The following is a 24,632-nucleotide window of genomic DNA, read 5'->3' on the forward strand; positions in this document are numbered from 1 at the left end:
GCTGAGATATCACACAACCTAAAGCCCCTTGCCGCCGACCGGTCGGGTGGTCGCGGCGGTGTCGAAGCCGGCGATCAGCGGCATCGCCGCCGAGATCGCCGCTTTCACCTGCGGCAGCTGGAGCGAGGCCTTGTGGCTGGCCTCGCTGTCCCAGGCCTCGGTGACCCAGATCGAGTCTGGGTCCTTCGCATCCTCGGCGACGATGTAGCTGAGGCAGCCCGGCATGTCGGCCGAGCCCTGGAGCAGCAGCTCGAGCAGCGCGGCGCGCTGGCCCGGCCTGGCGGCGATCTTGCCGATCATCCCATACATCTGCCCGCCTCCCGCGGCGAAAGCGGCGCGGCCGGCGAGCGCGAGGGCCAGGCCGCCCGCGATCGCCCCGCGCCGCGCGATCCTCACGCCGCCAGCTTCCTCAGCACATACTGGAGGATGCCGCCGTTGAGGAAATATTCGAGCTCGTTGACGGTATCGATCCGGCAGCGCGTCTTGAACGTCTCGGTGGTGCCGTCGGCGCGCTTGAGCGTCACCTCCACCTCCTGGCGCGGGCGGATGCCGGCGACGTCGGTGACGGTGAAGGTCTCGGTGCCGTCGAGCTTCAGCGTCTCGCGGCTCACGCCCTCGGCGAACTGGAGCGGGAGCACGCCCATGCCGACCAGGTTGGAGCGGTGGATGCGCTCGAAGCTCTCGGTGATCACCGCGCGCACGCCGAGCAGGTTGGTGCCCTTGGCCGCCCAGTCGCGCGACGAGCCGGTGCCGTATTCCTTGCCGGCGACCACCACCAGCGGGATGCCGTCGGCCTTGTAGCGCATCGCGGCGTCGTAGATCGGCATGACCTGGTCGTGATACTTGGTCATGCCGCCCTCGACGCCCGGCACCATCTCGTTCCTGATGCGGATGTTGGCGAAGGTGCCGCGCATCATGACTTCGTGGTTGCCGCGGCGCGCGCCGTAGCTGTTGAAGTCGGCCTTGCTGACCTGATGTTCCTGCAGGTAGATGCCGGCCGGGCTGTCGGCCTTGATGCTGCCGGCAGGCGAGATGTGGTCGGTGGTGATCGAATCGCCCAGGATCGCCAGCGCGCGCGCCTCGACGATGTCGCCGACCGGGGCCGGCTCCATCGTCATGCCCTCGAAATAGGGCGGATTGGCGATGTAGGTGCTGCCCGCGCGCCAGCTGTAGGTGTCGGAGCCCTCGACGTCGATCCGGCGCCAGTGGTCGTCGCCCTGGTAAACGTTCGAATATCGGGTACGGAACATGTCGTCGTCGATGTTGGCATCCATCAGCGAACGGATCTCGTCGTTCGTGGGCCAGATATCCCTGAGGTACACGTCCACGCCGTCCGAGCCCTGGCCGATCGGTTCCTCGACCATGTCCTTGGTCACTGTGCCCTTGAGCGCATAGGCGACGACCAGCGGCGGCGAGGCGAGGAAGTTGGCGCGCACGTCCGGCGACACCCGCCCCTCGAAGTTGCGGTTGCCGGAGAGGACCGAGGCGGCGACGATGTCGTTGCCGTTGATCGCCTTGGAGATCGGCTCGGCCAGCGGGCCCGAATTGCCGATGCAGGTGGTGCAGCCGTAGCCGACCAGGTTGAAGCCGATCGCGTCGAGATCGGCCTGGAGGCCGCTCTTGACCAGATAGTCGGTGACGACCTGCGATCCCGGCGCCAGCGAGGTCTTGACCCAGGGCTTGGGGCTAAGGCCCTTCTCGCGCGCCTTGCGGGCGACCAGGCCGGCGGCGATCAGCACCGAGGGGTTGGAGGTGTTGGTGCACGAGGTGATCGCGGCGATCACCACGTCGCCGTCGCCGATGTCGTGCCCGCGCTCGTCGACCGGCACGCGCGCCGGGCGTTCCTTCTTGTAGACCTTGAACAGGTCGCCGTTGAACACCTCGTCGACCTTGTTCAGCGACACGCGGTCCTGCGGGCGCTTGGGACCCGCCAGCGACGCGGTGACCTCGCCCATGTCGAGCTCGAGCGTGTCGGTGAACACCGGGTCGGGCGAGCTCTCGTCGTGCCACATGCCCTGCGCCTTGCAATAGGCCTCGACCAGCGCGATCTCCTCGTCCGGGCGGCCGGTCAGGCGCATGTAATCGAGCGTCTTGGCGTCGATCGGGAAGAAGCCGCAGGTCGCGCCGTACTCGGGCGCCATGTTGCCGATCGTCGCGCGGTCGGCGAGGCTCATGGTGGCGAGGCCGGGGCCGTAGAATTCGACGAAGCGGCCGACCACGCCCTTGGCGCGCAGCATCTGGGTGACGGTCAGCACCAGGTCGGTCGCGGTGATGCCCTCCCTGAGCGCGCCGGTCAGCCTGAAGCCGATCACCTCGGGGATCAGCATCGACACCGGCTGGCCGAGCATCGCCGCCTCCGCCTCGATGCCGCCGACGCCCCAGCCGAGCACGCCGAGGCCGTTGATCATCGTGGTGTGGCTGTCGGTGCCGACCAGCGTATCCGGGTAGGCGATCTCCGTGCCGTCTTCCGCCTTGGACGACCACACGCCGCGGCCGATATACTCCAGGTTGACCTGGTGGCAGATGCCGGTGCCCGGCGGCACCACCTGGAAATTGTCGAGCGCCTTCGATCCCCATTTCAGGAACTCGTAGCGCTCGCCGTTGCGCTGGTACTCGAGCTTGACGTTGTCCTCGAACGCCTTGGGCGTGCCGAACGCGTCGACCATCACGCTATGGTCGATGACGAGGTGGACGGGGACCTGCGGATTGATCTTGGCCGCGTCGCCGCCGAGCCGGGTGATCGCGTCGCGCATCGCCGCGAGGTCGACGACGCAGGGGACGCCGGTAAAGTCCTGCATGAGGACGCGCGCGGGGCGGTACTGGATCTCGCGGTCGGGGGCGACGGGGTTGTTCTGCCACTCGACGATCGCCTTGGCATCCTCGGGGGTGACGGTCTTGCCGTCCTCGAAGCGCAGCATGTTCTCGAGCAGCACCTTCATCGAGAAGGGCAGGCGGGAGATGTCGCCGAACTGCTCGGCCGCCTTGGCCAGCGAGTAATAGTCGTAGCTCCTGCCGCCGACGGTGAGCGTGGAGCGGGTGGCGAGCGTGTCCTGGCCGATCGCGGTCATGGGCGGCGGGTCCTTTCCAGTTGCGGCCAGTCGCGGGAGCGCGGCGGGGAGGCGAGCGACGCGCCGGCTGGCCGGCAGAGCCACTCGCGCGAGGCGCGCCCGGACGGGCGGATGCGAGAGTCGAGGGGCCGATAGCAGGGTGGGGAGTGGGGGGGAAGGGTGCGGGGTGCGGCGGCTTCCCGTCCCGATCCGGAAAAGTCGATAGGCCGCCGCTCTCCTCCGGAAAGACGGTCGCTCATCTGCAGGCGCTCATCTGCAGGGGCGCCGTCCCGCACCGGCGGGAGGATCGCGCCTGCCGGGCTGAAATGCGGCCGCGGACCGGAGCGGTCGCCGCGCGCCGCCCCGTGTCAGCCGAGCGCCTGGAGCGCTGCCGCGGAGCCGTTCATGGAATTTCCATGGCGGTCACGCCCGCCGGCACGCGGCCGGCATATTCGCCGCCGTTCTCCTCGCGCTCGGCGCGGCGACGGGCGATCCGTTCGAGGCTCGTGGCGATCGCCTCGAATGCGGCGACCGAGCGCAGCGCGCGGTCGCGGACATTGTCGAGCGTCGCGGCATCGGCATCGGCGCGGGCGCGCTCGGCCTGGACACGGTAATATTGGCTGTTCTGCATACGGCCCTTCGGTCGTGAGGATGTGAGGGGGACGAGTGCGGGCGGGACGGGATAAGGATCGCCCGCCCGCGTCCGGGCCGGGATCAGTCCTGCGCCTGCAGATTGACCGCACTCATCTTGCCGCGCTGGTCCTGCTCCAGATCGTAGCTGACGCGCTGGTTCTGGTTGAGGGTCTTGAGGCCCGACCGCTCGATCGCGGAGATGTGGACGAATGCATCCTGGCCGCCGCTTTCGGGAGCGATGAAGCCGTAGCCCTTGTCGGCGTTGAAGAACTTGACGGTGCCGATGATGCTCATGCGAGCCATTCCTTCCGTTGGCGGAGCCCGAACTCCGGGACTCCTCGTGTGCTGAAGGGCAGGGAAAGAAGGAATGAGGAGCCGCAGCGCCGAAAACCGTCGATATGCGACTTTAGCCCGCGTGACATAACACATGTCGTGTCGATCCGCCAGAGTCGACGGGCAGAACAATCGTTGCATGGACATTTCGATCTTTCTGATGAAGTTCTAGCGGAAAGCTCGCCGATATTGTGGTTTCATTTTGCCGGGGAATGGCCTATCAATCCGTCATCGCTGGCACACGATGACGTAGGCGCCAGCGGCTGAGAGACTCCGCGCGCTCCCGCTTACGCCGGCAGGAGCAGCTCCATGGACCTCAATTACCTTCTTTCCCGTCATCGGACATCGCTGATGCGCGCCGAAACCGCCAGCTGCAGCGAAGCCCGACTCGCCCATCGTGCCCTCGCCAGATGCTACGCCCAACGCATAGGCGAACTGCGGGGAGAACTGTGGGCGACGACGGCCCCGATCGCCTCGTCGCTGCGGGCGCATTGAGCTTGGCCGGGGACACCCTGCCGATGGGCGCCGGTCGGGCTGGGGCGGGCGGCCGCGACGGCGTTATCCGTATCCGGGAGGGGCCGTCCTGTTTTTCGGGACTGCGCGGCCGATCTTCGCGCCGGACCTGATGGAGAAGGATCGCGATGATCGATAGAAGAGCCGCCTCGTCGACTGAGCCGCGAGAACGGCCGAAACGCAAGATGTTCGGCAAGCCCTCGACCGTGCGCATCTCCTCCGAGAGCGCGGAGCGCATGAGCCGTGTCTCGCTGCTTGCGTGGAACATGCTGGGGGGCGACGCCGCGATCGCTTTCCTCAACGCCCATGACAGCGCACTCGACGGCCGGCCCATCGACCTGGCCGCGGCGAGCGTCGCGGGATGCGAAGCCGTGGAGCGCGCGCTTGCCGCCCGTGCGGCCATCGGCTGAGGTCGCCGCGCGCCGCCACTCCGCAACGGGTTTCGATCAGAGGAGAGCGCATTCATGCCGGTTGGAAGAGTCTGGCTTTACAATGGATCGGCCGGCTTCGGCATCATTCAGCCGGAAGGCGGCGGGAACGATGCGTTTGTCCACGTCACGGCGGTGACGACTGCGCGGCTCGACGGGCTGGAGCGGGGCCAGCGCCTGCGCTATGTCCTGCGGACCGACGCGCGCGGCCAGACCTGCGCGCACGATCTCACGCCCGAGTGAACGGCGATGTCGCCTTCTCCATCAGCGACGGGCTGCGGGCGCCCGCCCCTGGGAGCGGCCGCCCCGGTCAGAAGCGGTAGTTCGCGCTGACGGTGACATTCCGCGGCGCGCCGTAGCGATACTGGCTGTAGAAGCCGATCTGGCTGTAATAGGTCTTGTCGAGCAGGTTCTCGACATTGGCCTGCAGCTGGAGATCCTCGGTCACGTCGTAGCGCGCCATCAGGCTGACCAGCGTGTAGCCGTCCTGCCGGAACCGGAACGGGGCGCCGGTCACCGGGTTGTTCCCTGTCGAATAGGCCCCGCTGCGGTAGTTGACGCCGCCGCCGACGGTCAGGCGGTGGAGCGCGCCCGGCAGGGCATAGGTGGTGAACAGCTTGAGCAGGCGGCGTGGCTGGTCGGTGTTGGCCGGGTTGCCGTCCGCATCCTCGGCCTTGAACTGGCTGTAGCCGAGGTTGACGTTCCATCCCCTGAGCGGCTGGCCGGTGACCTCGACCTCGAAGCCCTTGCTCGTCACGCCGTCGGCGGCGCGATAAACCTCGGTCGGCAGCCCGCCCGGAACCTCGACGATACCGTCGGGCTGGGCGAGATTGTCCTGCTCGATCCGGAACAGCGCGACCGACGTCTGGAGGGCGTCGTCGAAGAACGCGCTCTTGAGGCCGATCTCATAGGCCTTGCCGTCGACCGGTGGCAGATAGCTCAGATTGCGGTCCAGCGCGTTCTGCGGCTGGAAGATCTTGGTGAAGCTCGCATAGACGCGGTGATTGCGCGTCAGGTCGTAAAGCGCGCCGACATAGGGGATGAACACGTCGTCGTCGCCGTAGCGGCGCGGGGGCCCGAAGTTGAAGCCCGACAGCTTCCAGCTCGCCAGCCGTCCGCCGCCGATCAGCTTGAGCCGGTCGCTGACGTTGAGGCGCAGCGCGCCGTAATAGCCGGTCTGTCTGGTCCTTTCCTGGACCGCCAGCGTGCCCATCGTGGAGAAGCCCGGATAGGGATAGGACGTACCGGTCCAGTCGAGGAAATTGCCCGCGGGCGGAAACATGAATTGGCCGGGATTTGCAGGATCGGGAATGAGATTCTCGGCCGCATAGGTCACGTTGTCCCGGTCCATCACGCTGCGCAGCGCGCCGAGCACGACATCGTGCGAGCGGCCGAACAGGCTGAATCGGCCCTTCACCTGCGCATCGAGGCTGTTCTGGATGCTCTCGCCCTTGTCGGAATAGGGATTGCTGGCCAGGCCCAGTCCGGTCGCGGGATCGACCGTACCGTAGATATACAGCAGCCTGGAATGCTGCGCGTTGCGCAGCCGGTTGTAGTTGACCACCGCCGTCCAGCCGTTGCCGAAATCGTGATTGAGGCTGGCGAAGAAGTTCTGGTTGGTGGTGTTCCAGAAAGCCCAGTCGGCCGACGCGGTCTTCGAGCGCGGCCAGACCGCGAAGCTGCCGTCGGTGTAGAAGGAGGGCAGCGCGCCCCACGCCGGCGCGTCCGGCCGGCCCTGCTGGTGGCTGAAGCCGATCCGGAGCAGCGTGTCGTCGGTCACGTCGGCGTCGATCACGCCGTAGAGCACCAGCTTCTTGTTGCTGTAATAGTCGATGTAGCTGTCGCCCTGCTCGTAGCGGCCGACCGCGCGGACGCGCAGGCGGCCGTCGGAGGTGACGGCGCCGCCGACGTCGCCCGAAACCTGCCAGGTGTCCCAGCTGCCGTAGCTGGCGTTGACATAGCCGGTCCAGTCGCGGCGGTCGGCGTGCTTGCGGACGAGGTTGACCGAGGCGGACGGATCGCCCGCGCCGGTGAGCAGACCGGTCGCGCCGCGCACGATCTCGATGCGCTGGTAGATCGAGACGTCGGCGATGGTCTCGCCCGCGCCGCCGGCCAGCGTCCAGGCCAGCGGCACGCCGTCGACCTGGTAGTTCTGGATCTCGAAGCCGCGCGCGTAGAAGCTGTTGCGGACGTCGTCGATCTCGTTGACCGCCACGCCGACGCCGTTCTGGATCACGTCGGCGACCGAACGGAGATTCTGGTCGAGGATGCGCTGCTCGGTGATGATGCTGACCGATTGCGGCGTCTCGCGGACGGTGAGGCCGAGGCCGGTCGCGGTGTCGATGCGGTCGGGCAGCGTATATTGGCCGGTGACGACGATCTCCTCCTCGGACCCGGAGGCGAGGGTGCGGGCATCGTCCTTGCGCTCGGCGCCCTGCCCGGTCGTTTGGGCGGCCGCAGGTGTCGCCAGCGCGACAAGCGCGACGCCGGCAAGATGCAAGAATTTCGATGTCATTCGACCCCCATTTCCAACGGCTTTCTGTGGCCCCGAGTCCGGGACCCGCGATCGTTGGCGCCCGATCCGCTGCCAGGCGGGGCTCGTAACGCAATCGCGATGCATTCGCAATAAGGAGTCGGGGGGGGCACTGAGAGTGGGAAGTGCGGCCCCTTCCAATCCTTCCCGCCAGGGGAGGTGGCAGTCCCCGCGAAAGCGGGGAATGACGGAGGGGGAGGACGGCGACCCACTATCGGTGGGCTTCCTCCGCCTCCATCCCGCTTCGCGTGCCACCTCCCCCTGGCGGGGGAGGATTGGAATGTCCTAGCCCAGCTGCAGTACGGGTGGCCGGCGCGGCGGCTCCGTGCGGTCAGGTCAGGTTCTTGGCGGCGGGGCGGACCGGATCGAGCATCGCGGCGAGCTGGAGCAGGCGCTTCGATTCGAGCGTGCCGACGACGGCGAAGGCGAGGTGGCCTTCTTCCCAATAGGCGACCTGGTCGTCGAGGCGCCGTTCCAGCGCGGGGGTCGGGCCGCCGGGGGTGTCGGCCTTCATGCCGAAGATCGAGAAGCGCTCGCCGCGTTCCGACTGGACCGCTAGGCCGACGCTGGGGCCGCTGGCGGACGGGTAGACCTGGACGTCGAGCAGCTTCCAGCTGGCGGGCAGCACGGGCATGGCGACGCCGGTCGCCTTCTCCATCGCCGCGCGGTCGAAGGCGGCGGCGCCCGACTGGAGGCGCATCGCGGCTCGCATCAGCGTCGCACGGTGGCTCATCACCGCCTCGTCGACGAAGCTCGATGCCTGGGCGGGCGCGCGGAACAGCGGGCCGACGACGTCGTGCAGGCCCCAGCCGAGGAACAGCATCGCCGCCATCGCCGCGGCGCGGCCGAAGGTGGCGAGGCGCCTGCCGGGGGTGGCGGGGGCGGGGTCGTTCGCCGCGATCGCCGGCGTCCGCGGCGTGACCGCGATCGGCGCCGGCGCTTCGACCGGCGCGGCCTTGCGGTCGGTCCACCACAGGCTGAACATCGACAGCGCGTAGAGGAAACGGCCGTGGTCGCGCCTGCCCTCGCGGTGCTCGTCGAACAGGGCGTCGACCTCGCCTTTGCGCAGGAAGCCGAGATCGGCGGCGCCGCTGTCGTGCCACAACTCGCGGGCATAGTCGCCGAAATCGCCGTCGAACCACTCGGCGAGCGGGATCTGGAAGCCCTGCTTGCGACGGTCGACGATGCCGTCGGGCACCCAGGGCTTGATCGCCTCGCGGAGGATGTACTTGCCGGTCCTGCCGCGGATCTTCATGTCCTGCGGCACGCCCATCGCCCAGTCGACGAACACCGGGCTCAAGAGCGGCACGCGCACCTCGAGCGAGTTGGCCATGCTGGCGCGGTCGACCTTGGTCAGCATCGCGCAGGGGAGGTTGAGCGTCAGGTCGGCATAGGCGAACTGGTCGAGCCCGTCGGGGGAGATGGTGGCGGCGGGATCGGAGAAATATTCGTCGCGCAGGCGCTCATAGGCGCCCGGGCCGTCGAACTCGGCGATGAGCTCGGGGTCGAGGACGCGGTCGCGCAGCGCCATCGAGGTGATCTGGGTCTTGGCGAAGAAGCGGCTGGCGCCGTCGGGCAGGCCGGCGGTGCCGACCGCCTTCTGCCAGCGCTGGAGCACGCGGTTCCACCGGCGGACCGGGGTCGGCGGGAGCGACAGGAGGCCGCGCGCGGCGTGGCGGGCGAGCGCGGGCATCCGGCCGACCGCGCGCTCCGTCAGGTGGCGCTTGTAGCCCATGAACAGCTCGTCGCCGCCGTCGCCGGATAGCACGACCTTGACCTGCTCGCGCGCGAGGCGGCTCAAGTACCAGGTCGGGACCGCGGACGGATCGGCGAAGGGCTCGTCATAGCAGCGCTGGAGCTCGGGCAGCAGGTCGCGGGCGGCGGCGAGGTCGACGATGCGGGTGGTGTGGGCGGTGCCGAGGTGACGGGCGACCGCCTCCGCATAGGGGGCCTCGTTGTAGCGCTCGACCGGGAAGCCGATGGTGAAGGTCTTGACCGGGGCGCCGGTGAGCCGGGCCATGGCGGCGACCACGGCGGAGGAATCGATCCCGCCCGAGAGGAACGCGCCGACCTCGACGTCGGCGAGGAGGTGGCGCTCGACCGTCATCAGGAGATGCTCGCGCATCGCCTCGATCCATTCGGCGTCGCTGAGCTTCGGGGCCTGATGATAGGCGGGGCGCCAATAGGGGCGGACCTCGGCCTCGCCCGCGGCGGCGATGGTGAGGAGATGGCCGGGCAGCAGCGTCGCGACCTCGGCGTAGATCGAGCGGTCGGTGCGGATGTGGCCGAAGCTGAAGACGTCGTGAACCGCGCGCGGGTCGACGTCGAAACGGTGGCCGGGCAGCGGCAGCAGCGCCTTGAGCTCGGAGGCGAAGGCGAGGCCGCCGTTCTGCCGGGTGACGTAGAGCGGCTTGATGCCGAGCGGATCGCGCGCGAGCGTCAGGCGGCGCTCGACCCGGTCCCAGATCGCGACCGCGAACATGCCGTCGAGCCGCCGCCACGCCGCGTCGCCCCATTGGCGCCAGGCGGCGAGGATCGTCTCGGTATCGCTGTGGGTGCGGAAGGCGTGGCCGAGCGGGGCGAGCTCGCGGCGCAGCTCGAGATGGTTGTAGATCTCGCCGTTGAACACGATGGCATGGCGGCCGTCAGGGCTCTCGATCGGCTGGTGGCCGCCGGCGATGTCGATGATGCTGAGCCGGCGCATCCCGAAGCCGAAGTCGCCGTCGACCAGGATGCCCTCGTCGTCGGGGCCGCGATGCCGGATCGTGCGGCACTGCGCGGCGACGACGCTATGCGTCACGCGCGCGGCGCCCCGCGCATACCAGCCTGCGATGCCGCACATAGACGTTCCGGATCCTTCTGCCCCGGCGCATTCCCTAGCACAGGACCGGAAATTGCACAGCGTCATCCGCCGCATAGCCGCAACGGCCGATGCCCGGGTAGGAATCTGTGGATGTGATGTTGTAACTTGCCCTCAATGAGCATAGATGGCGGCGATCATGGCGTTCGCGTCCCGTTCAAGCTGGTTCCATGGTCTCGATCGCTGGGCGATCGGGCTCAGCGGGCTGTGCATGGTGCATTGTCTGGCGACGTCGGTGCTGCTCGCGCTCGCCTCGACCGCGGGCGGGCTGCTGCTCGCGCCGTGGATCCATGAGGTGGGTCTCGCCTTCGCGATCCTGCTCGGCGCGTTCGCGCTGGGGCGGGGGATGTTCACCCACGGCTATATGATGCCCTCCGCGATCGGGGCGCTCGGCATCGGGGTGATGGCGGGGGCGCTGACGCTGCCGCACAGCGGCGCCGAGACCTTCTACACGCTGATCGGCGTGGGGCTGCTCGCGCTGGGGCACGACCTCAACCGGCGGGCGGTGAGCTAGGGTGTGTCGTGCTCCTGCGAAGGCAGGAGCCCTGGATCACGGGCGCATCGCCTGCGGCCTGAGCTCCTGCCTTCGCAGGAGCATTGACACTGCTTCAATCCGAGTCGTCCTAGCGCACCGCTGCCGGCGCCACCCGATTGGCCGCGACGAAGAAATCGATGAAGGCGCGCACCGCCGGCCGCATCTGGCGACGGCTGAGGTGGTAGAGGAAGAAGCCGGGGAACGGCGGGCAGTGGTCGGGGAACAGCTCGACCAGGCGGCCGGCGGCAAGATCGTCAGCAATGCGCGCCTCGTAGAGGAAAGCGATCCCCGCGCCGCTGAGCGCCGCCTGATAGGCGAGCTGGTCGTCGTTGGTGGTCATCGCCGCCACCATGTCGGACAGCGTGATCTCCGCGCCGTCGCGCTCGACCTCCCAGGCATAGACGTTGCCGCCGGTGAAGCGGCGCTGGATGCAGCGGTGCTCGGCCAGCGCCTCGAGCGTCGCCGGGCGGCCGTGACGCGCCAGATAGTCGGGCGCCGCGACGATGGTGAAGCGCTGCGGCGGGCCGATACGCACCGCGATCATGTCCGGCTGTAGCGATTCGCCCAGGCGCAGGCCGACGTCGAATCGTTCCGCGACGATGTCGACGAACCGGTCCTCGACGATGATGTCGAGCGAGATCGCCGGATAGGCCCTGGCGAACGCCCCGATGTGCGGCCGCAGCAGCATATCGGCGCTCGACGCTGTCGCCGTGACGCGCACGCGGCCCGACGGGGCGCGGTCCGCCTCGCGCGCTTCCCGCATCCCTTCCGCGATCTCGACGAGCGCCGGCTCGAGCCGGCCGAGCAGCCGCTGGCCCGCATCGGTCAACGACAGGCTGCGCGTCGAGCGGTTGAGCAGGCGCACGCCCAGCCGCTCCTCCAGCGCTCCGACGCTGTGGCTGACCGCCGACGGCGACAGCCCGACCGACCGCGCCGCCGCGCGGAACCCGCCCGCGCGGACCACAGCGGCGAACAGCGTCAGGTGCGGCAGGTGATCGCGGTCCATTGTCCAATCCGATCGAACAGGATGTGCTTCATAGCGCGGGTAATCGGAACAGGACAGCGCGCTACATCGACCGGGCTCCATCCATGAGGAGGACGATATGGAACAGCGTACATTGGGCAATCTCGCGGTCTCGGCGATCGGTCTCGGCTGCATGGGCTTCACCGCAGCCTATGGCGGGCAGGACGAGGCGGCGTCGATCGCGACGCTCCATCGCGCGGTCGAGCTCGGCATCACCTTCTTCGACACCGCCGAGGTCTACGGCCCCTATGAGAATGAGGAGATCGTCGGCCGGGCGCTGCGCGGGGTGCGCGACCGGGTGGTGATCGCCACCAAGTTCGGCTTCACCATCGGCGATGAAGGCATCGGCTTCCAGCGCACGACCGGGCTCGACGGCAGCCCCGCCAATGCGCGGCGGGTCGCGGAGGCATCGCTCGGGCGGCTCGGCATCGACACGATCGACCTGTTCTACCTGCACCGGCCCGACCCGGCGGTGCCGATCGAGGAGTCGGTCGGCGGCATGGCCGAGCTGGTGCGCGAGGGCAAGGTGCGCGCGATCGGCCTGTCGGAGGTGACCGCCGACCAGCTGCGGCGTGCCCATAGCGTCCACCCGATCGCCGCGCTGCAGAGCGAATATTCGCTGTGGTTCCGCGAGGTCGAGGACACGGTGCTGCCCGTCTGCCGCGAGCTCGGCATCGGCTTCGTGCCCTACAGCCCGCTGGGGCGCGGCTTCCTGACCGGCAGCATCCGCAGCCGCGACGATCTGGAGCAGAACGACTTCCGCGCCGGGCTGCCGCGCTTCGCCGAGGGCAATCTGGAGGCGAACCTCGCGCTGGTCGACCGGCTGAAGGCGCTGGCCGAGGCGCGGGGCGTGACGGCGGCGCAGCTCGCCCTCGCCTGGGTGCTGGCGCAGGGCGACGACATCGTTCCCATCCCCGGCGCGCGCAAGATCGCCAATCTGGAGGCGAACGTCGCCGCGGTCGACCTGCGCCTCTCGCTGGAGGAGCTGGTATCGATCGCCGACGTGATGGCCGGCGTCCGAGGCGCGCGCTACGGCGAGCGGGAGGTCGCCCGGCTGGCCGGGCAGCGCTGATCAAGGCGGCGGCGGCTAAGAGCTGTAGCTCATTCCTCCTCTCTCTAGAGGGAATGGGAGAGTGAGGAGGGCCATCGCTAGCTTAGGCACCCTCACCCTCCCGCCGCCTCCGGCGGCTCCGTCCCTCTCCCGTTGGGAGAGGGACGGTAAGGATCGTCCGCTACCCCCTCACCGCCTTGCCGCGGTGCCAGCGGAAGCCTACATTCCGAACATGGCCGCGCACCATCATCACGAACCCCATGGCGCCGCGCTGGCGCATGCCGCCGAGACGGCGCTGACCAGGGCCGGGGAGCAATGGACGCCGATGCGGGCGCAGGTGTTCGAGGCGCTGGCCGGGTTCGACAAGCCGGCGTCCGCCTATGACATCGCCGAGGCGGTGTCCAAGGCGGAAGGGCGCCGCGTCGCCGCCAACAGCGTCTACCGCATCCTCGACCTGTTCGTCGGCGCCAACGTCGCGCGGCGGGTGGAGAGCGCCAACGCCTATGTTGCCAACGCGCATCCCGATTGCCTGCACGACTGCATCTTCCTGGTGTGCGACGTGTGCGGGCAGACCACGCACATCGATGACGATTCGATCACCCGCACGGTGCGGCAGGCGGCGAAGGGGGCGGGGTTCTCGCCCGAGCGGCCGGTGATCGAGGTCCGCGGGAGGTGCGCGGACTGCGAGAAATGAAACGGGCCGTCGGGATGACGGTACGCATTAAGCTTTAAATCCGATCACGCGTCATGCCGGACTTGGTCCGGCATCCACAGCGAGGCAAGCGAAGGACAAGAGGTGCCTGCGCTTGACCAAGCCGCACGGTGGACCCCGGCACAAGGCCGGGTGACGGATGGTGTGCGGCGCTGAAGTCTCGGATGCTAACCGCCGGCCGGCCTGGCCAGCTCGTTCAGATAATCCTCGATCGCGGTGTAGCCGTTGCCGTCCGCATCGGTGGCGCTGTCGTCGCGGTGCGGGTCGAGGCCGAGACGGCGTTCCCAGGCGTCGGGGATGCCGTCGCGGTCGCCGTCCCGCGGGGCGGGGAGCGACTTGAGGTCCGGCCAGCCGCCGTCCTGCGACTGGGTGTCGATCTGGCGGCCGGTGCGGGTGCGCACGCCCTCGACGATGCGGCGGTCGACCGCGTCGCGGACGCGCGAGGCGCCAGCCTCGGCCAGGACGCGGGTGTAGGCCGACGGTGCCGGATCGGACGCGACCGGGGCGACGTCGACCGGCGCGGACAGGCGATAGCCTTCCGGCTGGATGCCCGTCACCAGCGACCATTGATCGGCCGGGATGATGCCGTTCATGCTGTTGCCCGACCAATAGGCACGGGCGAGCGTGTCGGATTCGTCGAACGCGACCGGCTTCTGCGAATCGGGACCGGTCACATAGGCGTTGTCGACAAAATTGTAGCGGGCGAGGGTCGCCTTGTCGGCGTTGTAGCCCGAGTGGCTCCCGCCCCAGTTGTAGAAGACGTTCGAGCGGAAATCGAAGAACGCGCCCTCGGGATCGACGTCGGGGCCGCTGTAGTTGCCGGGGCGCGGCATCCGCGCCTCGTGGTTGGCCCAGAGATTGTGATGGAAGCTGATCCGCGAGCCGCGCCCGCCGCGGATCAGGCTGCCGTAGCCGTGCTCGCCCTTGGCGTGGAGCGAACGGGTGAGCGAATCGGCGATGATCGACCATTGGACGGTGAGGTCCCAGAAGCCTTCGTCCGGCCGTGTGTAGTTGGCCGAGGCCGACAGCGTCTCGTCGACCGACCAGCTCGCCGAGACATGGTCGAGGATGATGCGGCGGCCGCCGAGGATCCAGATCGCGTCGGATTCGGACCTGGATTCGTCGCCGAGCCGCGAGCGGACATAGCGGATCACCACGTCGTCGGCGGCGACCTCGAGCGGATGGTCGCGCAGCGTGATGCCATCGCCGGGGGCCGACTGGCCGGCGATCGTCACCTGCCCCTCGCGGATGCGGAGCGGGCGGGCGAGGCGGATCGTGCCCGAGATGGCGAAGACGATGATGCGCGGGCCGGGCGTCTCGACCGCGGCGCGCAGCGAGCCGGCGCCGTCGTCGGCGAGGGTAGTGACGGTCATCACCCTGCCGCCGCGCCCGCCGCGCGCGAAGCGGCCGGCGCCCTCCGCGCCGGGGAAGGCGAGCTGCTGCACGGCGGGCGGCGTGTCGGCGATCATCGGCATCATGCGGTCACTCGTAGAGCAGGCGCGCGGTGTCGGGCACGGCGACGGCAAGCTCGTGCGCGACCATCGCCGCGAAGACGGCCGCGCCCTTGGCGCCGAGATGGGTGCGGTCGAAGCTCAGCTTGCGCCGGGCGAAGGGCTGGTCGTTCACCTCGGACGCGGCGGTGTCGCCGGTCGGCGCGGCGCCCTTGGGGAGCTGGGCGAGCGTGTCGGCCCCTGCCTCGCCCATTGCCTGCACCGCGGCGGCGCTCCTCGCGTTGAGGTCGATGAGCGGGACCTTGAGCTCGGCGGCGACCTTGCGCACCGCTGCGGCCCAGGGATCGAGGTCGCCGACCAGCCGGCCGTCCTGGAAGGTGCGGCGGGTGAGCGGGGTCACCAGCACCGGGATCGCGCCCGCCGCGCGGGTCTCCTCGACGTAGCGGCGGAGGTTCGCGGGGAATTCGGTGGCGAGGTCGGTCGAGCGGCCGGGCTTGCCCGGCTGGTCGTTGTGGCCGAACTGGATCAGCACCCAGGTCTTGACGAAGCCGGGGGTCCTCATCTCGGCGAGCGCCAGGTCCCACGAGCCTTCGGCGCGGTAGCTGCCCGAGCTGCGACCGCCGCGCGCGAGATTGAGGCAGGCCACGAACGAGGTGACATGCTCCGCGCAGAAGGCGCCGCCCCAGCCGCCAGCGACGGCGGTAGTGGAATCGCCGACCAGGACGATCTTGGAGGCGCGGATCGGCTGGGCCGGCGGCGGAGGCGGGGCGGCTTGCGTGGCGAGCGCGGCGGCGAGCAGCAGCATCACAGCGCGCGGAACCGGAAGTCGCGGAAGCGCGCTTCGCCGGCGCCCGCCGAATAGAGACCTGGACGCAGCATCAGGAACCCTCCCCTGACATTGTGGTGATAGCCCGACACCTCCATGCCGCGGTCGAAGCGCTGCCAGTTGCGGCCGCCGTCGCCGCTGGTGTGGATCGCGACGACATGCTCCTTATTGGCGATGCGGATGCGCATCCGGCGGCCGTGGGGGTTCCTGGGGCGGCCGCGCTCGATGCCGTATTGGTGGGTGACGAAGTTGCGCTCGTCGAAGCCGAGGCCGCAATAGAGCCTGTCGTCGTAGAAGAGGAGGAGGCCGGCGGTGCCGCCGGGCGCGATCTCGATGTCGCAGTCGAATGCGTAGGCGGGGTCGCCGGCGATGAGGAGCAGGGGGGAGGAATCGCTCGGGGCCTTGCCGGCCGCCGCCAGTACCAGCGCGCCGTTCTCGACGCGGGCGCGATCGCGCTCGGCGGGGCCGGGGCGGAAGAAGTTCCACTTGCGGCCGAGCTCCAGCGTGCGGAAGTCGTCCGACAGCGGCTGGCCGTGGGGGAGCGCGGTGCCGCCCCCGGGCTTGGCGATCGGTTGGGAGAGGTCGCCGCCGGTCATGCGGAACCAGCCGTCGTCGGTCCAGCGCACCGGATCGAGCAGCGTCTGACGGCCGAGCGTCCACAAGCCGTTCTCATAGCCGTGGTAGACCGACCACCAGCTGCCGTTCGGCGCCTCGACCAGCGAGGCGTGGCCGCGCGACCACCATTTCTCGTCGCGGCTCTTGGTGTGGACGAGGGGGTTGGCGGGGTCGTTCTGCCAGGGCCCATGGATCGAGCGCGAGCGGGCGGCGATCACCATGTGGCCGGTCGGCGGGCCGGCGGTGCCGCCGACGGCGGTGATCATGTAGAACCAGCCGCCGTGGCGGACGATCTTCGGGCCCTCGGGTGCGAAGCCCTCGACGTCCCAGTCGTCGGGGTAGCGCCAGGGGTCGTAGACATGCTCGGGCTTGCCGACGGTGGAGAGGCCGTCGTCCGACAGCCGGACGCGGTCGCCGCCTGAGAGGAACAGCCAGCGCGAGCCGTCCTCGCCGACCGCGTGGCACGGGTCGATGTGGCTGGGGAGGTGGAGGTCGATCGGGTCCGACCAGGGGCCGTCGATATGGTCGGCCCAGATCACGAAGATCGAGTTCGGCTTGGCCTTGACGGGGATGTAGAGGAAGTAGCGGCCCTTGTGCTTCTCCAGGCTCACTGCCCAGACCGAGCCGATGTTCTTGGTGAGGGCGGCCTTGCGCGGTTGCCAGTTGATGAGGTCGCGGCTGTGCCAGATGGTGAGGCCGGGATAGCTCTCGAAGCTGGAGAAGGTCATGTAATAGTCGTCGCCGTCCTTGAGGATGGCGGGATCGGGGCGGTCGCCCGACAGCAGCGGATTGAGGAAGCGACCGTCGCCCAGATCCGCGATGCGCTGGTTGTCGAAGCCGCGGCGCCAGTTGGCCGGGAAGGAGGTGCAGCCGTCGTCCTTCGACTCGGCCCGCGCGGGTAGCGCGCCCAGCATCGTGCCGGCGAGCGCGGTGGTGAGTGCGTCGCGCCTGGTGACGGTCATGCCTGTCCTTTCGCGAAATCGTTGGCGGTGAGGGTGCGGCGCTGGCCCTTGGCGAGCGTGATCTCGGTACGGCGGCCGTGCGCGAGCACCGTGCGCGTGCCGGGGAGGTCGGCGCGCAGCGTCGCGCGGTCGAGACGGCCGGCGCGCCAGGCGAGGTCGACCTGCCAGCCTCCCCGTGCGCGCAGGCCGGTGATGCTGCCGTCGGGCCAGGCGCGGGGGAGGGCGGGGAACAGGTCGATCATATCGCCGCGGCTCTGCATCAGCATCTCGATCACCGCCGCCGCGCCGCCGAAATTGCCGTCGATCTGGAAAGGCGGATGAGCGTCGAACAGATTGGGATAGGTGCGCTCGGGGCCGAGCAGGAAGGCGAGGATGCCATGGGCATGGTCGCCGTCGCGCAGCCTTGCCCAGAGGTTCGCGCGCCAGGCGGTTGCCCAGCCGGTCGCGCGATCGCCGCGGATCTCGAGGCTGCGGCGGGCGGCGGCGGCGAGATCGGGCGTGGTGTCGGGCGCGATCTGGTGCGAGGGGTAGAGCGCGTAGAGATGGCTGACGTGGCGGTGGTGGATATCCTCCGCGCCCGCGTCCCAATCCTGCTGCCATTCCTGGAGCTGGCCCTGCGCCCCGATCTTGAACGGGGCGAGGCGCGCGCGGGCGGCGCGCAGCTCGGCGACGAACCCGGCGTCGCGGCCGAGGATGGTCGCGGCCTCGCCGGTCTGGTCGAACAGGTCGCGCAGGATCGCCATGTCCATCGTCGGGCCGGCGCACAGCGACGAGCCGTGGCCGTGCCCGTTCTCGGGACTGAGCGACGGGTTGGTGACGAGATAGCCGGTCTCAGGGTCGCGCTGCAGCGTGTCGAGGAAGAAGCGCGCGGCGCCGGCCATGAGCGGATAGGCGGCGGCGAGGAAATCCCTGTCGCGGCCATATTCCCAGCGGGTCCAGAGGTGCGTGCACAGCCAGGCGCCGCCGGTCGGCCACAGGCCGTATGTCGCGCCGTCGATCGGGGCGGTGTCGCGCCACAGATTGGTGTTGTGATGGCACACCCAGCCGCGCGCGCCGTACATCGCCTGCGCGGTATGCGCGCCGCGCTCGGCGATGCCGCGGATCAGCTCCACCAGCGGCTCGACGCATTCGGGGAGGTTGGCGGCCTCGGCGGGCCAGTAGTTCATCTCGGTGTTGATATTGACCGTGTATTTGGAGCCCCAGGGGGGATCGAGCGAGTCGTTCCACAGCCCCTGCAGGGTCGCCGCCTGCCCGCCCGGCCGCGAGCAGGCGATCAGCAGGTAGCGGCCGTATTGGAAATAGAGCGTGGCGAGGCTCGGGTCGGCGGCGAGGTTGTCGGCGCGGACGCGCTGGTCGGTGGGGAGCGCGGCGGCGGGGCTGGTGCCGAGGTCGAGCGTGACGCGGCGGAACAGGCGGCGGTGCTCGGCGGCGGCGTCGGCGGCGATGCGCTTGAAGCTGCGCGCGCGGGCGGCGTCGAGCGTGGCGGCGGTGAGCGCATCGGGGTCGCCGCTCACGTCGTCGAAGCGGCGGAAGCTGGTGGCCATCGCCAGCAGCACGATGAGCTCACGCGCGCCGCGCACCACCAGCCGGTCGCCGCTCGCGGTGACGGTGCCGCCCTTCGCCTGCACCCGCGCGCGGGCGGTGAAGCGCAGCGACGGGGGAATGCCGTGGGCGGCGGTGTTGGTGCCGGTCAGCACCAACTCGCGCCCGTCCGCGCGCGCCGAGGCCGACTTGTGCGGCGAGGTGAAGGAGAGGTCGACGTCGATCGCGCCGCCGCGGCCGGCCTTGAGCCGCACCGCGATCAGCCGGTCGGGGACCGAGGCGAGCACCTCGCGCTCGTGCGGCACGCCGTTCGCGATGAAGCGGGTGGTCGCCACCGCGGCGTCGAGGTCGAGCGCGCGGCGATAGTCCGTCGGCGCGCCGAGGCCGGGGAAGTCGAGGAACAGGTCGCCGAGCGCCTGATAGGGCATCTGCCGGAGCGGCTTGGCCATCACATTGGCGTTGGCGAAGGCCTCCGCCTCGGCGAAGCGGCCCTGGAAGATCATCTCGCGCAGCTTGGGCAGCGCGGCGCGAGCGGCGGGGTTGACGGGATCGTGGAGGCTGCCGCCCCACAAGGTCCCTTCGTTGAGCTGGAGCCGCTCGCGCGCGACGCCGCCGAACACCATCGCGCCGAGCCGGCCGTTGCCGACCGGCAGCGCCTGGGTCCATTCGGCCGCCGGCTGCTCGTACCAGAGCGTGAGCGGGTGGGGCGTCGGCGGCGCGGCGGCCGCCTCGCCGGGCAGCGCCGCGGCGACGCCGGCGGTGGCCATCAGTCCTAGGGTCTCGCGGCGCGAAATGGTCATGTCGTGATCCTGAACGGTTGGTCCCTGGCGACGGTTATGCGGCCTGCCGCGTCGAAGTCGATGCGCACCAGCCCGGGCTTTTCGCGGAAGTGGCTCCAGCTGTCGTTGCCAAAGAAGGTCTGCCACCAGCGCCCCTCGGCGTCGCGCAGCACGTTGCCGCCGCCGCAGCACGGCGCGCCCTCGTGGCGGTCGCGCCACGGGCCGGTCGGCCTGTCGGACATCCAGAAGGCGAAGGAATAACGATCGTCGTAGCGGTCGACCACGCCGAGATAGTAGACGCCGTTCCGCTCGAACATCGTCGCGCCCTCGTAGCCGAAGTGGCGATAGCCCAGGTCGGCGCATTGCCTGCGATGGTGCGACGGGTCGAGGTCCCAGCCGTCGGCGCTGGTCATCGGCTGCCACTCGCCGGCATAGCCGGAGAGGTCGTCCTTCAGCCGGACGATCTCCTCGGCCGAGCCGTAGGTGAGCCACACCGATCCGTCCGGCGCCTCGAATAGGGTCGCGTCGATGCCCTTGCGCAGCGGCTTGTCGGGCGAGAAGGCGTGGACATAGGGGCCCTCCGCGCGACCGGTCGTGCTCCTGAGGATGGCGAGGCCGGCGCGGCTCATGCTGTGGCAGAGCCAGTAGTTGCCGCGGATGAAGTGGATCTCGGGCGCCCACAGCGCGCGGAACGGGACGCCGGCGCGCATCCGCCAACTCTTCTCCCAGCCGCCGTCGCGCTCGATCGACCAGACCAGGCCGAGATAGTCCCAGCGATCGAGGTCCTTCGAGCGCCACAGCTCGACGCCGTCGTTGGTCGCCCAGATGTTGTCGCCGGTCGAGCCGGTCATATAGTAATGGCCGTCGCCACCGAGGCAGACGATCGTGTCGCGGATGTGGACGTCGTGGAGCGGGCGGATGCGCGGCAGCAGCCCTTGCGTCACTGCCGTGCCCGTGTCCGACTCTCCCCAGGGCGCGAGCGGGTAGGGCGGGGTGTCCGGCCCCTTGTAGCGCACATCGGGCAGGCCCGAGGTCCAGCCGCCGCCGGCGCTCGCCGCAGTGGCGGGGCGGCCGGGGCCGCTGGTGCCGCGATAGGGCCAATAGCCGGGCGGGGGCGGCGGGACGATGCGGCCGCTGTTGTCGCCGCCGGTGCGCGGCGGCTCGCCCGGGCGCGGAGCCGGGCCGTAGGGTGGCTGCTGCGCGAACGCCGTGCCCGGCAGCGCCAGCAGCGCCGCGCCCTTCAGCAGGGTGCGGCGATCGAGGGGAAAAGGCTCCCCGCCGTCCGTTTCCGGACGACGGGAAGCAGGCTCTCCGGGGAGGACCATCAAAAGCTCAGCCGCGCGCCGACGCGGTAGATGCGCCCGCTGCTGCCGTAGTTGGTCACCGCTTCCTGGCCCTGATAGGCATAGCGGTTGGTGGCCTGGTTGGTGAGGTTGAGCCCCTCGACCGTGATCGAGAAGGATTTGAAGACGTTGAAGCTCAGCGACGCGTCGACGTTGGTCGTCGCGCGGCTGTAGACGAAGTCGTTGATCAGCGGGCTGTCGCAGCCGGCGCTCTCGATCGGCGCGGTGGTGCCGGTGCCGACGGTGTTGAGGCCCGGGCTGCACGATCCCGCCGCGATCGGATATTGCGAGACATAGCCCTTGCGGTGCGCGACCGAGACGCGGGCGCGGAACGCCGGCACCTCGTAGAACAGGGTCGCATTGAGCGCCTCCGGCGACACGCCGATGAAGGGACCCTTGCCGGTGGTCGCGGGGAGCTTCGCGGTACCGGGATCGAGGATGTAGTTCAGCTCCGACTTGATGTAGGTATAGTTGATCAGCGCGCCGAAGTTCTTGAGGAAGCCCGGCAGGAACGTGAAGTTTTGCTGAAAATTGACCTCGAACCCGCGCAGATAGCCGCCTGGCGCGTCGCGATACTGGCGCGCGAGGAACGGATAGTCGTTGTCGATATAGGCGATCTGGTTGGGGTTGGTGTATTGCGCGCGGATCGCCGCGATCGACGCCGCATCGGCGAGCTGCGACAGCGGCGCGCTGTACAGCACCGTCTGCGGGAAGGACGAGATGTCCTTCGAGAAGCCGGCGATCGAGATCAGGCTCGACCGGGTGAAATACCATTCCAGGCTGGCGTCGAAGTTGGTCGAGCGGAACGGGCTGAGCCTGGGATTGCCGATCGTCATCGACGCGCCGCTGTTGTTGCCGTCGTTCGGGACCGAGATCGAGGTGATCGTCGGCGCAAGGTTGCCGAGCAGCGGCCGCGCCATCACCTGCGACGCGCCGAAGCGGAAGTAGAGGTTGCGGACCGGTTCGTAGACGATGTTCAGCGCCGGCAGCCAGTCGGTATATTTGTTGCGCCCGACGATCGGCCGGCCGGCCTGCGAGGTGCCGGTGGAGGTGAGGTCGGTGATCGCGACGCGCGTGCCGACGTTGCCGCGCAGTGGCTGGCCGAACAGCTCGGAATTGAAGTCGAACTGGAGGTAGAAGGCGGTGTCCTTTTCCTCGACGCCGAAATTGTTGCGGCCGCCGTTGCGCTTGGTGGTCAGGCGGAAGTCGCCGTATTCGTTGATGCAGTCGCACTGGAAGCCGATCAGCTGGTCGATCTTGCCGAGATCCGGCACCAGGAAGCTGGAGATGGTGCCCTCCGGCGCGTCGAGTCCCTGGCCGAACGACACCAGCTTGCTGTTGGCGGCGGTGGTGGAGCCCGCTTCGAGCAGCGTCGGGTTGAGCGTGTCGGTGTTGCGCTCCGCCTGCTCGGTGTAGAAGCCGAAGGTGCGGCGGATCGCGCCGAAGCCGATGTTGAATTCGTCGTTGACCTGCCAATCGAAGTCGACCTTGGCGCCTTCATAGGTGTTGCGCACGTAGCGCTCGTAATGGCGCAGCGCCGAGAAGCCCTTCACCATCTGCCAATTGTTCGGATCGGTGGTGTCGAAGCCGAAGTCGAGGATCGGCATCTTGCCGCCGCCGCGGTCGTCGTAGACGAAATTCTCGGGCGAATCCATGCGGTTGAACTCGGCGAGCAGACCGGTCTGATAGTTGACCGACTTGGACTTGCCGTAGAGCGCCGAGACCTTGAAGGCGTCGCTGAACTCGTGGTCGATCCGTGCGCTGCCCTGCCAGAAGGTGGTGGTGTAGGCCGAATAGTCGACCGCAGAACGCATATCGACGTTGCGCAGCACCAGATAATCGGCGTTGCCGTTGGTGACGTTGGCGTCGAGCACGTCGACCGCAGGGCGGCCGATCAGCTGCCCGCGATAGGCGAGGCCGTTGCTCGACGGGATGTACCCGACCGAATTCGGGTTGTTGTAATAGTCGTAGGGGTCGAGGTTGTTGGGGTTGGTGCTGAAGATATTGGTGCCGAGCACCGCTGGCACCACCTGGCCGTTCTGGTCGAGCGCGGTCGAGAACGCCGGCGTGGTGCCGTACATCTGCTGGCCGCAGTCCTGCGCCGGCGCGAGATCGCTGCCGGCGTTGTAGGTGCACAGGCCAGGATAGGCATTGCGCGCCGTAGTGGGAGCGAGGCGGCCGGAGGCATTGTTGTAGGCCGCGTTGGTGTTGTTGCGGTTGAGCCCGACCGGCGAGAGCTGGTCGTTCTCGCTGACGTTGCGGAAGCGCGAATAGAGGCCGTCTATGGTGAGGCGCGTCTTCGACGTCACGTCCCATTGATAGGCGCCGGTCAGGCCGATGCGGTTGTTGCGCACGATCTGGTGGTTGAGCGACGGCAGCGCCGGGATGCGCACGGTCGAATCGTCGAACCGGCCCGGTGTGTTATAGGGCGCGCCGGGGTAGAGCTTAGCATAAGCGGCCGGGTCCGATCCGGTCTGGAAGGCGGTCGCGTCGGGGTTGGCGTAGCTCAGCGATCCCGCCGGCGCCGAGAAGCCGGCGCGCTGCGGCACGCCTTCGCCGACGAACTGGCTGCTGCGGTAGAGATAGTCCGACTGGCCGGGCGAGCGCAGGTAGGAATCGATGACGTTCTGCGTGCGGTTGTAGGCGGCCGAGAGCAGCAGGCCCATGCGCTTGTCGGCGCCGAAGCGGAACGAGACCAGGCCGGCGAGGCGCGGATTCACCTTCTTGCTGTTCTCGTTGTAGCTGCCCTCCGCCGACAGCGCGAAGCGGCTGCCCTTGTAGTCGAAGGGCTTGCCGGTCACGAGGTCGATCGTGGCGCCGAGCGAGCCCTCGTCGGTCTCGGCCGAGGGGGTCTTCTGCACCTTCAGCGAGCTGAACAGCTCGGAGGCGAAGGTGTTGTAGTCGAACGAGCGGCTGCGGTTGGGGCTGGTGCCGGCGTCGTTGGCGCCGGCGGTCGACAGCGCCTCCAGCCCGTTGAGGCGGGTGCGGTTGAAGTCGCCGCCGAGGCCGCGCACGGTAATGCTGCGGCCCTCGCCGTTGTCGCGGTCGATCGACACGCCGGGCAGGCGCTGCAGCGATTCGGCGAGGTTCGCGTCGGGGAAGTCGGCGATGTCCTCCGCGGTGATCACGTCGATCTGGAGGTCCGACTGGCGCTTCTCGTTGAGCGAGGACTGGATCGAGCCGCGGAAGCCGGTGACGATGATGTCGGCGTCCGCCTCATCGGAGGCGGTCTGGACCGTATCTGCGCCGGTGCCGGATCGGCCGGGGGCGGCCGCGGCTTCGGCCTGCTCGGGCGTCGAGCCGACGCTGGTCTGTGCCGCTGCGGGCGCCGCCGCGAGCGCGATCAGGATCGCTGCGAGCGATACGCCCTGTCCGGCGGCCGTCCTCGCCCGCCGTCCGAAATTGCCTTGGTCCATCGTCTCTCTCCCTCCTTTTGTTGTGTCGT

19 protein-coding genes are annotated in these 24,632 nt (G+C 69.1%); 6 read left to right on the plus strand and 13 right to left on the minus strand.

All coding sequences use genetic code 11. The features are described 5' to 3' along the window. Positions 1–18 precede the first annotated feature (18 nt). The 4 genes from ACMGER_RS07200 to ACMGER_RS07215 all read right to left on the minus strand — a co-directional run bounded on the left by ACMGER_RS07200 (position 19) and on the right by ACMGER_RS07215 (position 3,974). Positions 19–396 carry a putative quinol monooxygenase gene (locus tag ACMGER_RS07200; RefSeq protein WP_436811398.1) on the minus strand — a complete coding sequence of 126 codons (378 nt, stop codon included), beginning with the start codon at positions 394–396 and terminating at the stop codon, positions 19–21. After that, positions 393–3,068 (minus strand): aconitate hydratase AcnA, encoded by a 2,676-nt coding sequence (acnA, locus tag ACMGER_RS07205; RefSeq protein ID WP_436811399.1) that lies wholly within the window; start codon positions 3,066–3,068, stop codon positions 393–395. Before acnA ends, ACMGER_RS07200 begins: the two co-directional genes overlap by 4 nt. Positions 3,069–3,450: 382 nt before the next feature. Further along, positions 3,451–3,678, minus strand: coding sequence for a hypothetical protein (locus ACMGER_RS07210; protein ID WP_436811400.1), 228 nt, complete (start codon positions 3,676–3,678; stop codon positions 3,451–3,453). A gap of 83 nt (positions 3,679–3,761) precedes the next feature. Further along, complete coding sequence (locus ACMGER_RS07215) at positions 3,762–3,974, minus strand: cold-shock protein (RefSeq protein ID WP_436811401.1); 213 nt, start codon at positions 3,972–3,974, stop codon at positions 3,762–3,764. 348 nt (positions 3,975–4,322) lie between these two features. Here ACMGER_RS07215 and ACMGER_RS07220 point away from each other — a divergent pair, with 348 nt between their 5' ends. The 3 genes from ACMGER_RS07220 (at position 4,323) to ACMGER_RS07230 (ending at position 5,197) form a co-directional block, all read left to right on the plus strand. Further along, positions 4,323–4,508: a hypothetical protein gene (locus tag ACMGER_RS07220; RefSeq protein ID WP_436811402.1), complete on the plus strand. Its 186-nt coding sequence runs from the start codon at positions 4,323–4,325 to the stop codon at positions 4,506–4,508. A 203-nt stretch (positions 4,509–4,711) separates the two neighbouring features. Then, on the plus strand, positions 4,712–4,936 hold the full coding sequence (locus tag ACMGER_RS07225; RefSeq protein ID WP_436811403.1) for a hypothetical protein: 225 nt from the start codon (positions 4,712–4,714) through the stop codon (positions 4,934–4,936). Positions 4,937–4,990: 54 nt separating this feature from the next. Then, positions 4,991–5,197, plus strand: a complete 207-nt coding sequence (locus ACMGER_RS07230) for a cold-shock protein (protein WP_436811404.1) — start codon at positions 4,991–4,993, stop codon at positions 5,195–5,197. A 67-nt stretch (positions 5,198–5,264) separates the two neighbouring features. Here the strand turns inward: ACMGER_RS07230 and ACMGER_RS07235 are convergent, their stop codons facing one another. Together ACMGER_RS07235 and asnB are read right to left on the minus strand one after the other, a co-directional pair. Further along, positions 5,265–7,469 carry a TonB-dependent siderophore receptor gene (locus ACMGER_RS07235; protein WP_436811405.1) on the minus strand — a complete coding sequence of 735 codons (2,205 nt, stop codon included), beginning with the start codon at positions 7,467–7,469 and terminating at the stop codon, positions 5,265–5,267. Between the two features lie 349 nt (positions 7,470–7,818). Then, entirely contained in the window at positions 7,819–10,329 is a 2,511-nt protein-coding gene (gene asnB, locus ACMGER_RS07240) for an asparagine synthase (glutamine-hydrolyzing) (RefSeq protein ID WP_436811406.1), read from the minus strand. A gap of 145 nt (positions 10,330–10,474) precedes the next feature. Between asnB and ACMGER_RS07245 the strand changes: the two genes are divergently transcribed. Further along, entirely contained in the window at positions 10,475–10,861 is a 387-nt protein-coding gene (locus tag ACMGER_RS07245; RefSeq protein WP_436811407.1) for a MerC domain-containing protein, read from the plus strand. 109 nt (positions 10,862–10,970) lie between these two features. Here ACMGER_RS07245 and ACMGER_RS07250 read toward each other — a convergent pair whose 3' ends face one another. Beyond that, positions 10,971–11,888 (minus strand): LysR family transcriptional regulator, encoded by a 918-nt coding sequence (locus tag ACMGER_RS07250; protein WP_436811408.1) that lies wholly within the window; start codon positions 11,886–11,888, stop codon positions 10,971–10,973. Between the two features lie 97 nt (positions 11,889–11,985). Between ACMGER_RS07250 and ACMGER_RS07255 the strand changes: the two genes are divergently transcribed. Both ACMGER_RS07255 and ACMGER_RS07260 read left to right on the plus strand, forming a co-directional pair. Then, positions 11,986–12,978: an aldo/keto reductase gene (locus tag ACMGER_RS07255; RefSeq protein WP_436811409.1), complete on the plus strand. Its 993-nt coding sequence runs from the start codon at positions 11,986–11,988 to the stop codon at positions 12,976–12,978. Positions 12,979–13,189: 211 nt separating this feature from the next. Then, the gene (locus tag ACMGER_RS07260) at positions 13,190–13,651 is read left to right on the plus strand and encodes a Fur family transcriptional regulator (RefSeq protein ID WP_436811410.1); all 462 of its coding nucleotides are present in this window, start codon (positions 13,190–13,192) and stop codon (positions 13,649–13,651) included. 185 nt (positions 13,652–13,836) lie between these two features. On the opposite strand, the gene ACMGER_RS07265 is transcribed toward ACMGER_RS07260, so the two are convergent. Genes ACMGER_RS07265 through ACMGER_RS07290 form a run of 6 tightly spaced genes read right to left on the minus strand, consistent with a single transcriptional unit; the run spans position 13,837 to position 24,603 of the window. Further along, entirely contained in the window at positions 13,837–15,147 is a 1,311-nt protein-coding gene (locus ACMGER_RS07265) for a pectate lyase family protein (protein WP_436811411.1), read from the minus strand. A 4-nt stretch (positions 15,148–15,151) separates the two neighbouring features. Continuing rightward, positions 15,152–15,925 carry a rhamnogalacturonan acetylesterase gene (locus tag ACMGER_RS07270; protein WP_436811412.1) on the minus strand — a complete coding sequence of 258 codons (774 nt, stop codon included), beginning with the start codon at positions 15,923–15,925 and terminating at the stop codon, positions 15,152–15,154. Next, the gene (locus ACMGER_RS07275; protein ID WP_436811413.1) at positions 15,925–17,523 is read right to left on the minus strand and encodes a family 43 glycosylhydrolase; all 1,599 of its coding nucleotides are present in this window, start codon (positions 17,521–17,523) and stop codon (positions 15,925–15,927) included. Before ACMGER_RS07275 ends, ACMGER_RS07270 begins: the two co-directional genes overlap by 1 nt. Beyond that, positions 17,520–19,865: a glycoside hydrolase family 95 protein gene (locus tag ACMGER_RS07280; RefSeq protein ID WP_436811414.1), complete on the minus strand. Its 2,346-nt coding sequence runs from the start codon at positions 19,863–19,865 to the stop codon at positions 17,520–17,522. The genes ACMGER_RS07275 and ACMGER_RS07280 overlap by 4 nt, the downstream gene beginning before the upstream one ends. Continuing rightward, positions 19,862–21,169, minus strand: coding sequence for a family 43 glycosylhydrolase (locus ACMGER_RS07285; protein ID WP_436811415.1), 1,308 nt, complete (start codon positions 21,167–21,169; stop codon positions 19,862–19,864). The genes ACMGER_RS07280 and ACMGER_RS07285 overlap by 4 nt, the downstream gene beginning before the upstream one ends. Next, positions 21,169–24,603: a TonB-dependent receptor domain-containing protein gene (locus ACMGER_RS07290; protein WP_436811416.1), complete on the minus strand. Its 3,435-nt coding sequence runs from the start codon at positions 24,601–24,603 to the stop codon at positions 21,169–21,171. The genes ACMGER_RS07285 and ACMGER_RS07290 overlap by 1 nt, the downstream gene beginning before the upstream one ends. Between the last annotated feature and the right edge of the window lie 29 nt (positions 24,604–24,632).

The organism is Sphingomonas astragali (assembly GCF_051400615.1).
Taxonomy (GTDB): Bacteria; Pseudomonadota; Alphaproteobacteria; order Sphingomonadales; family Sphingomonadaceae; genus Sphingomonas.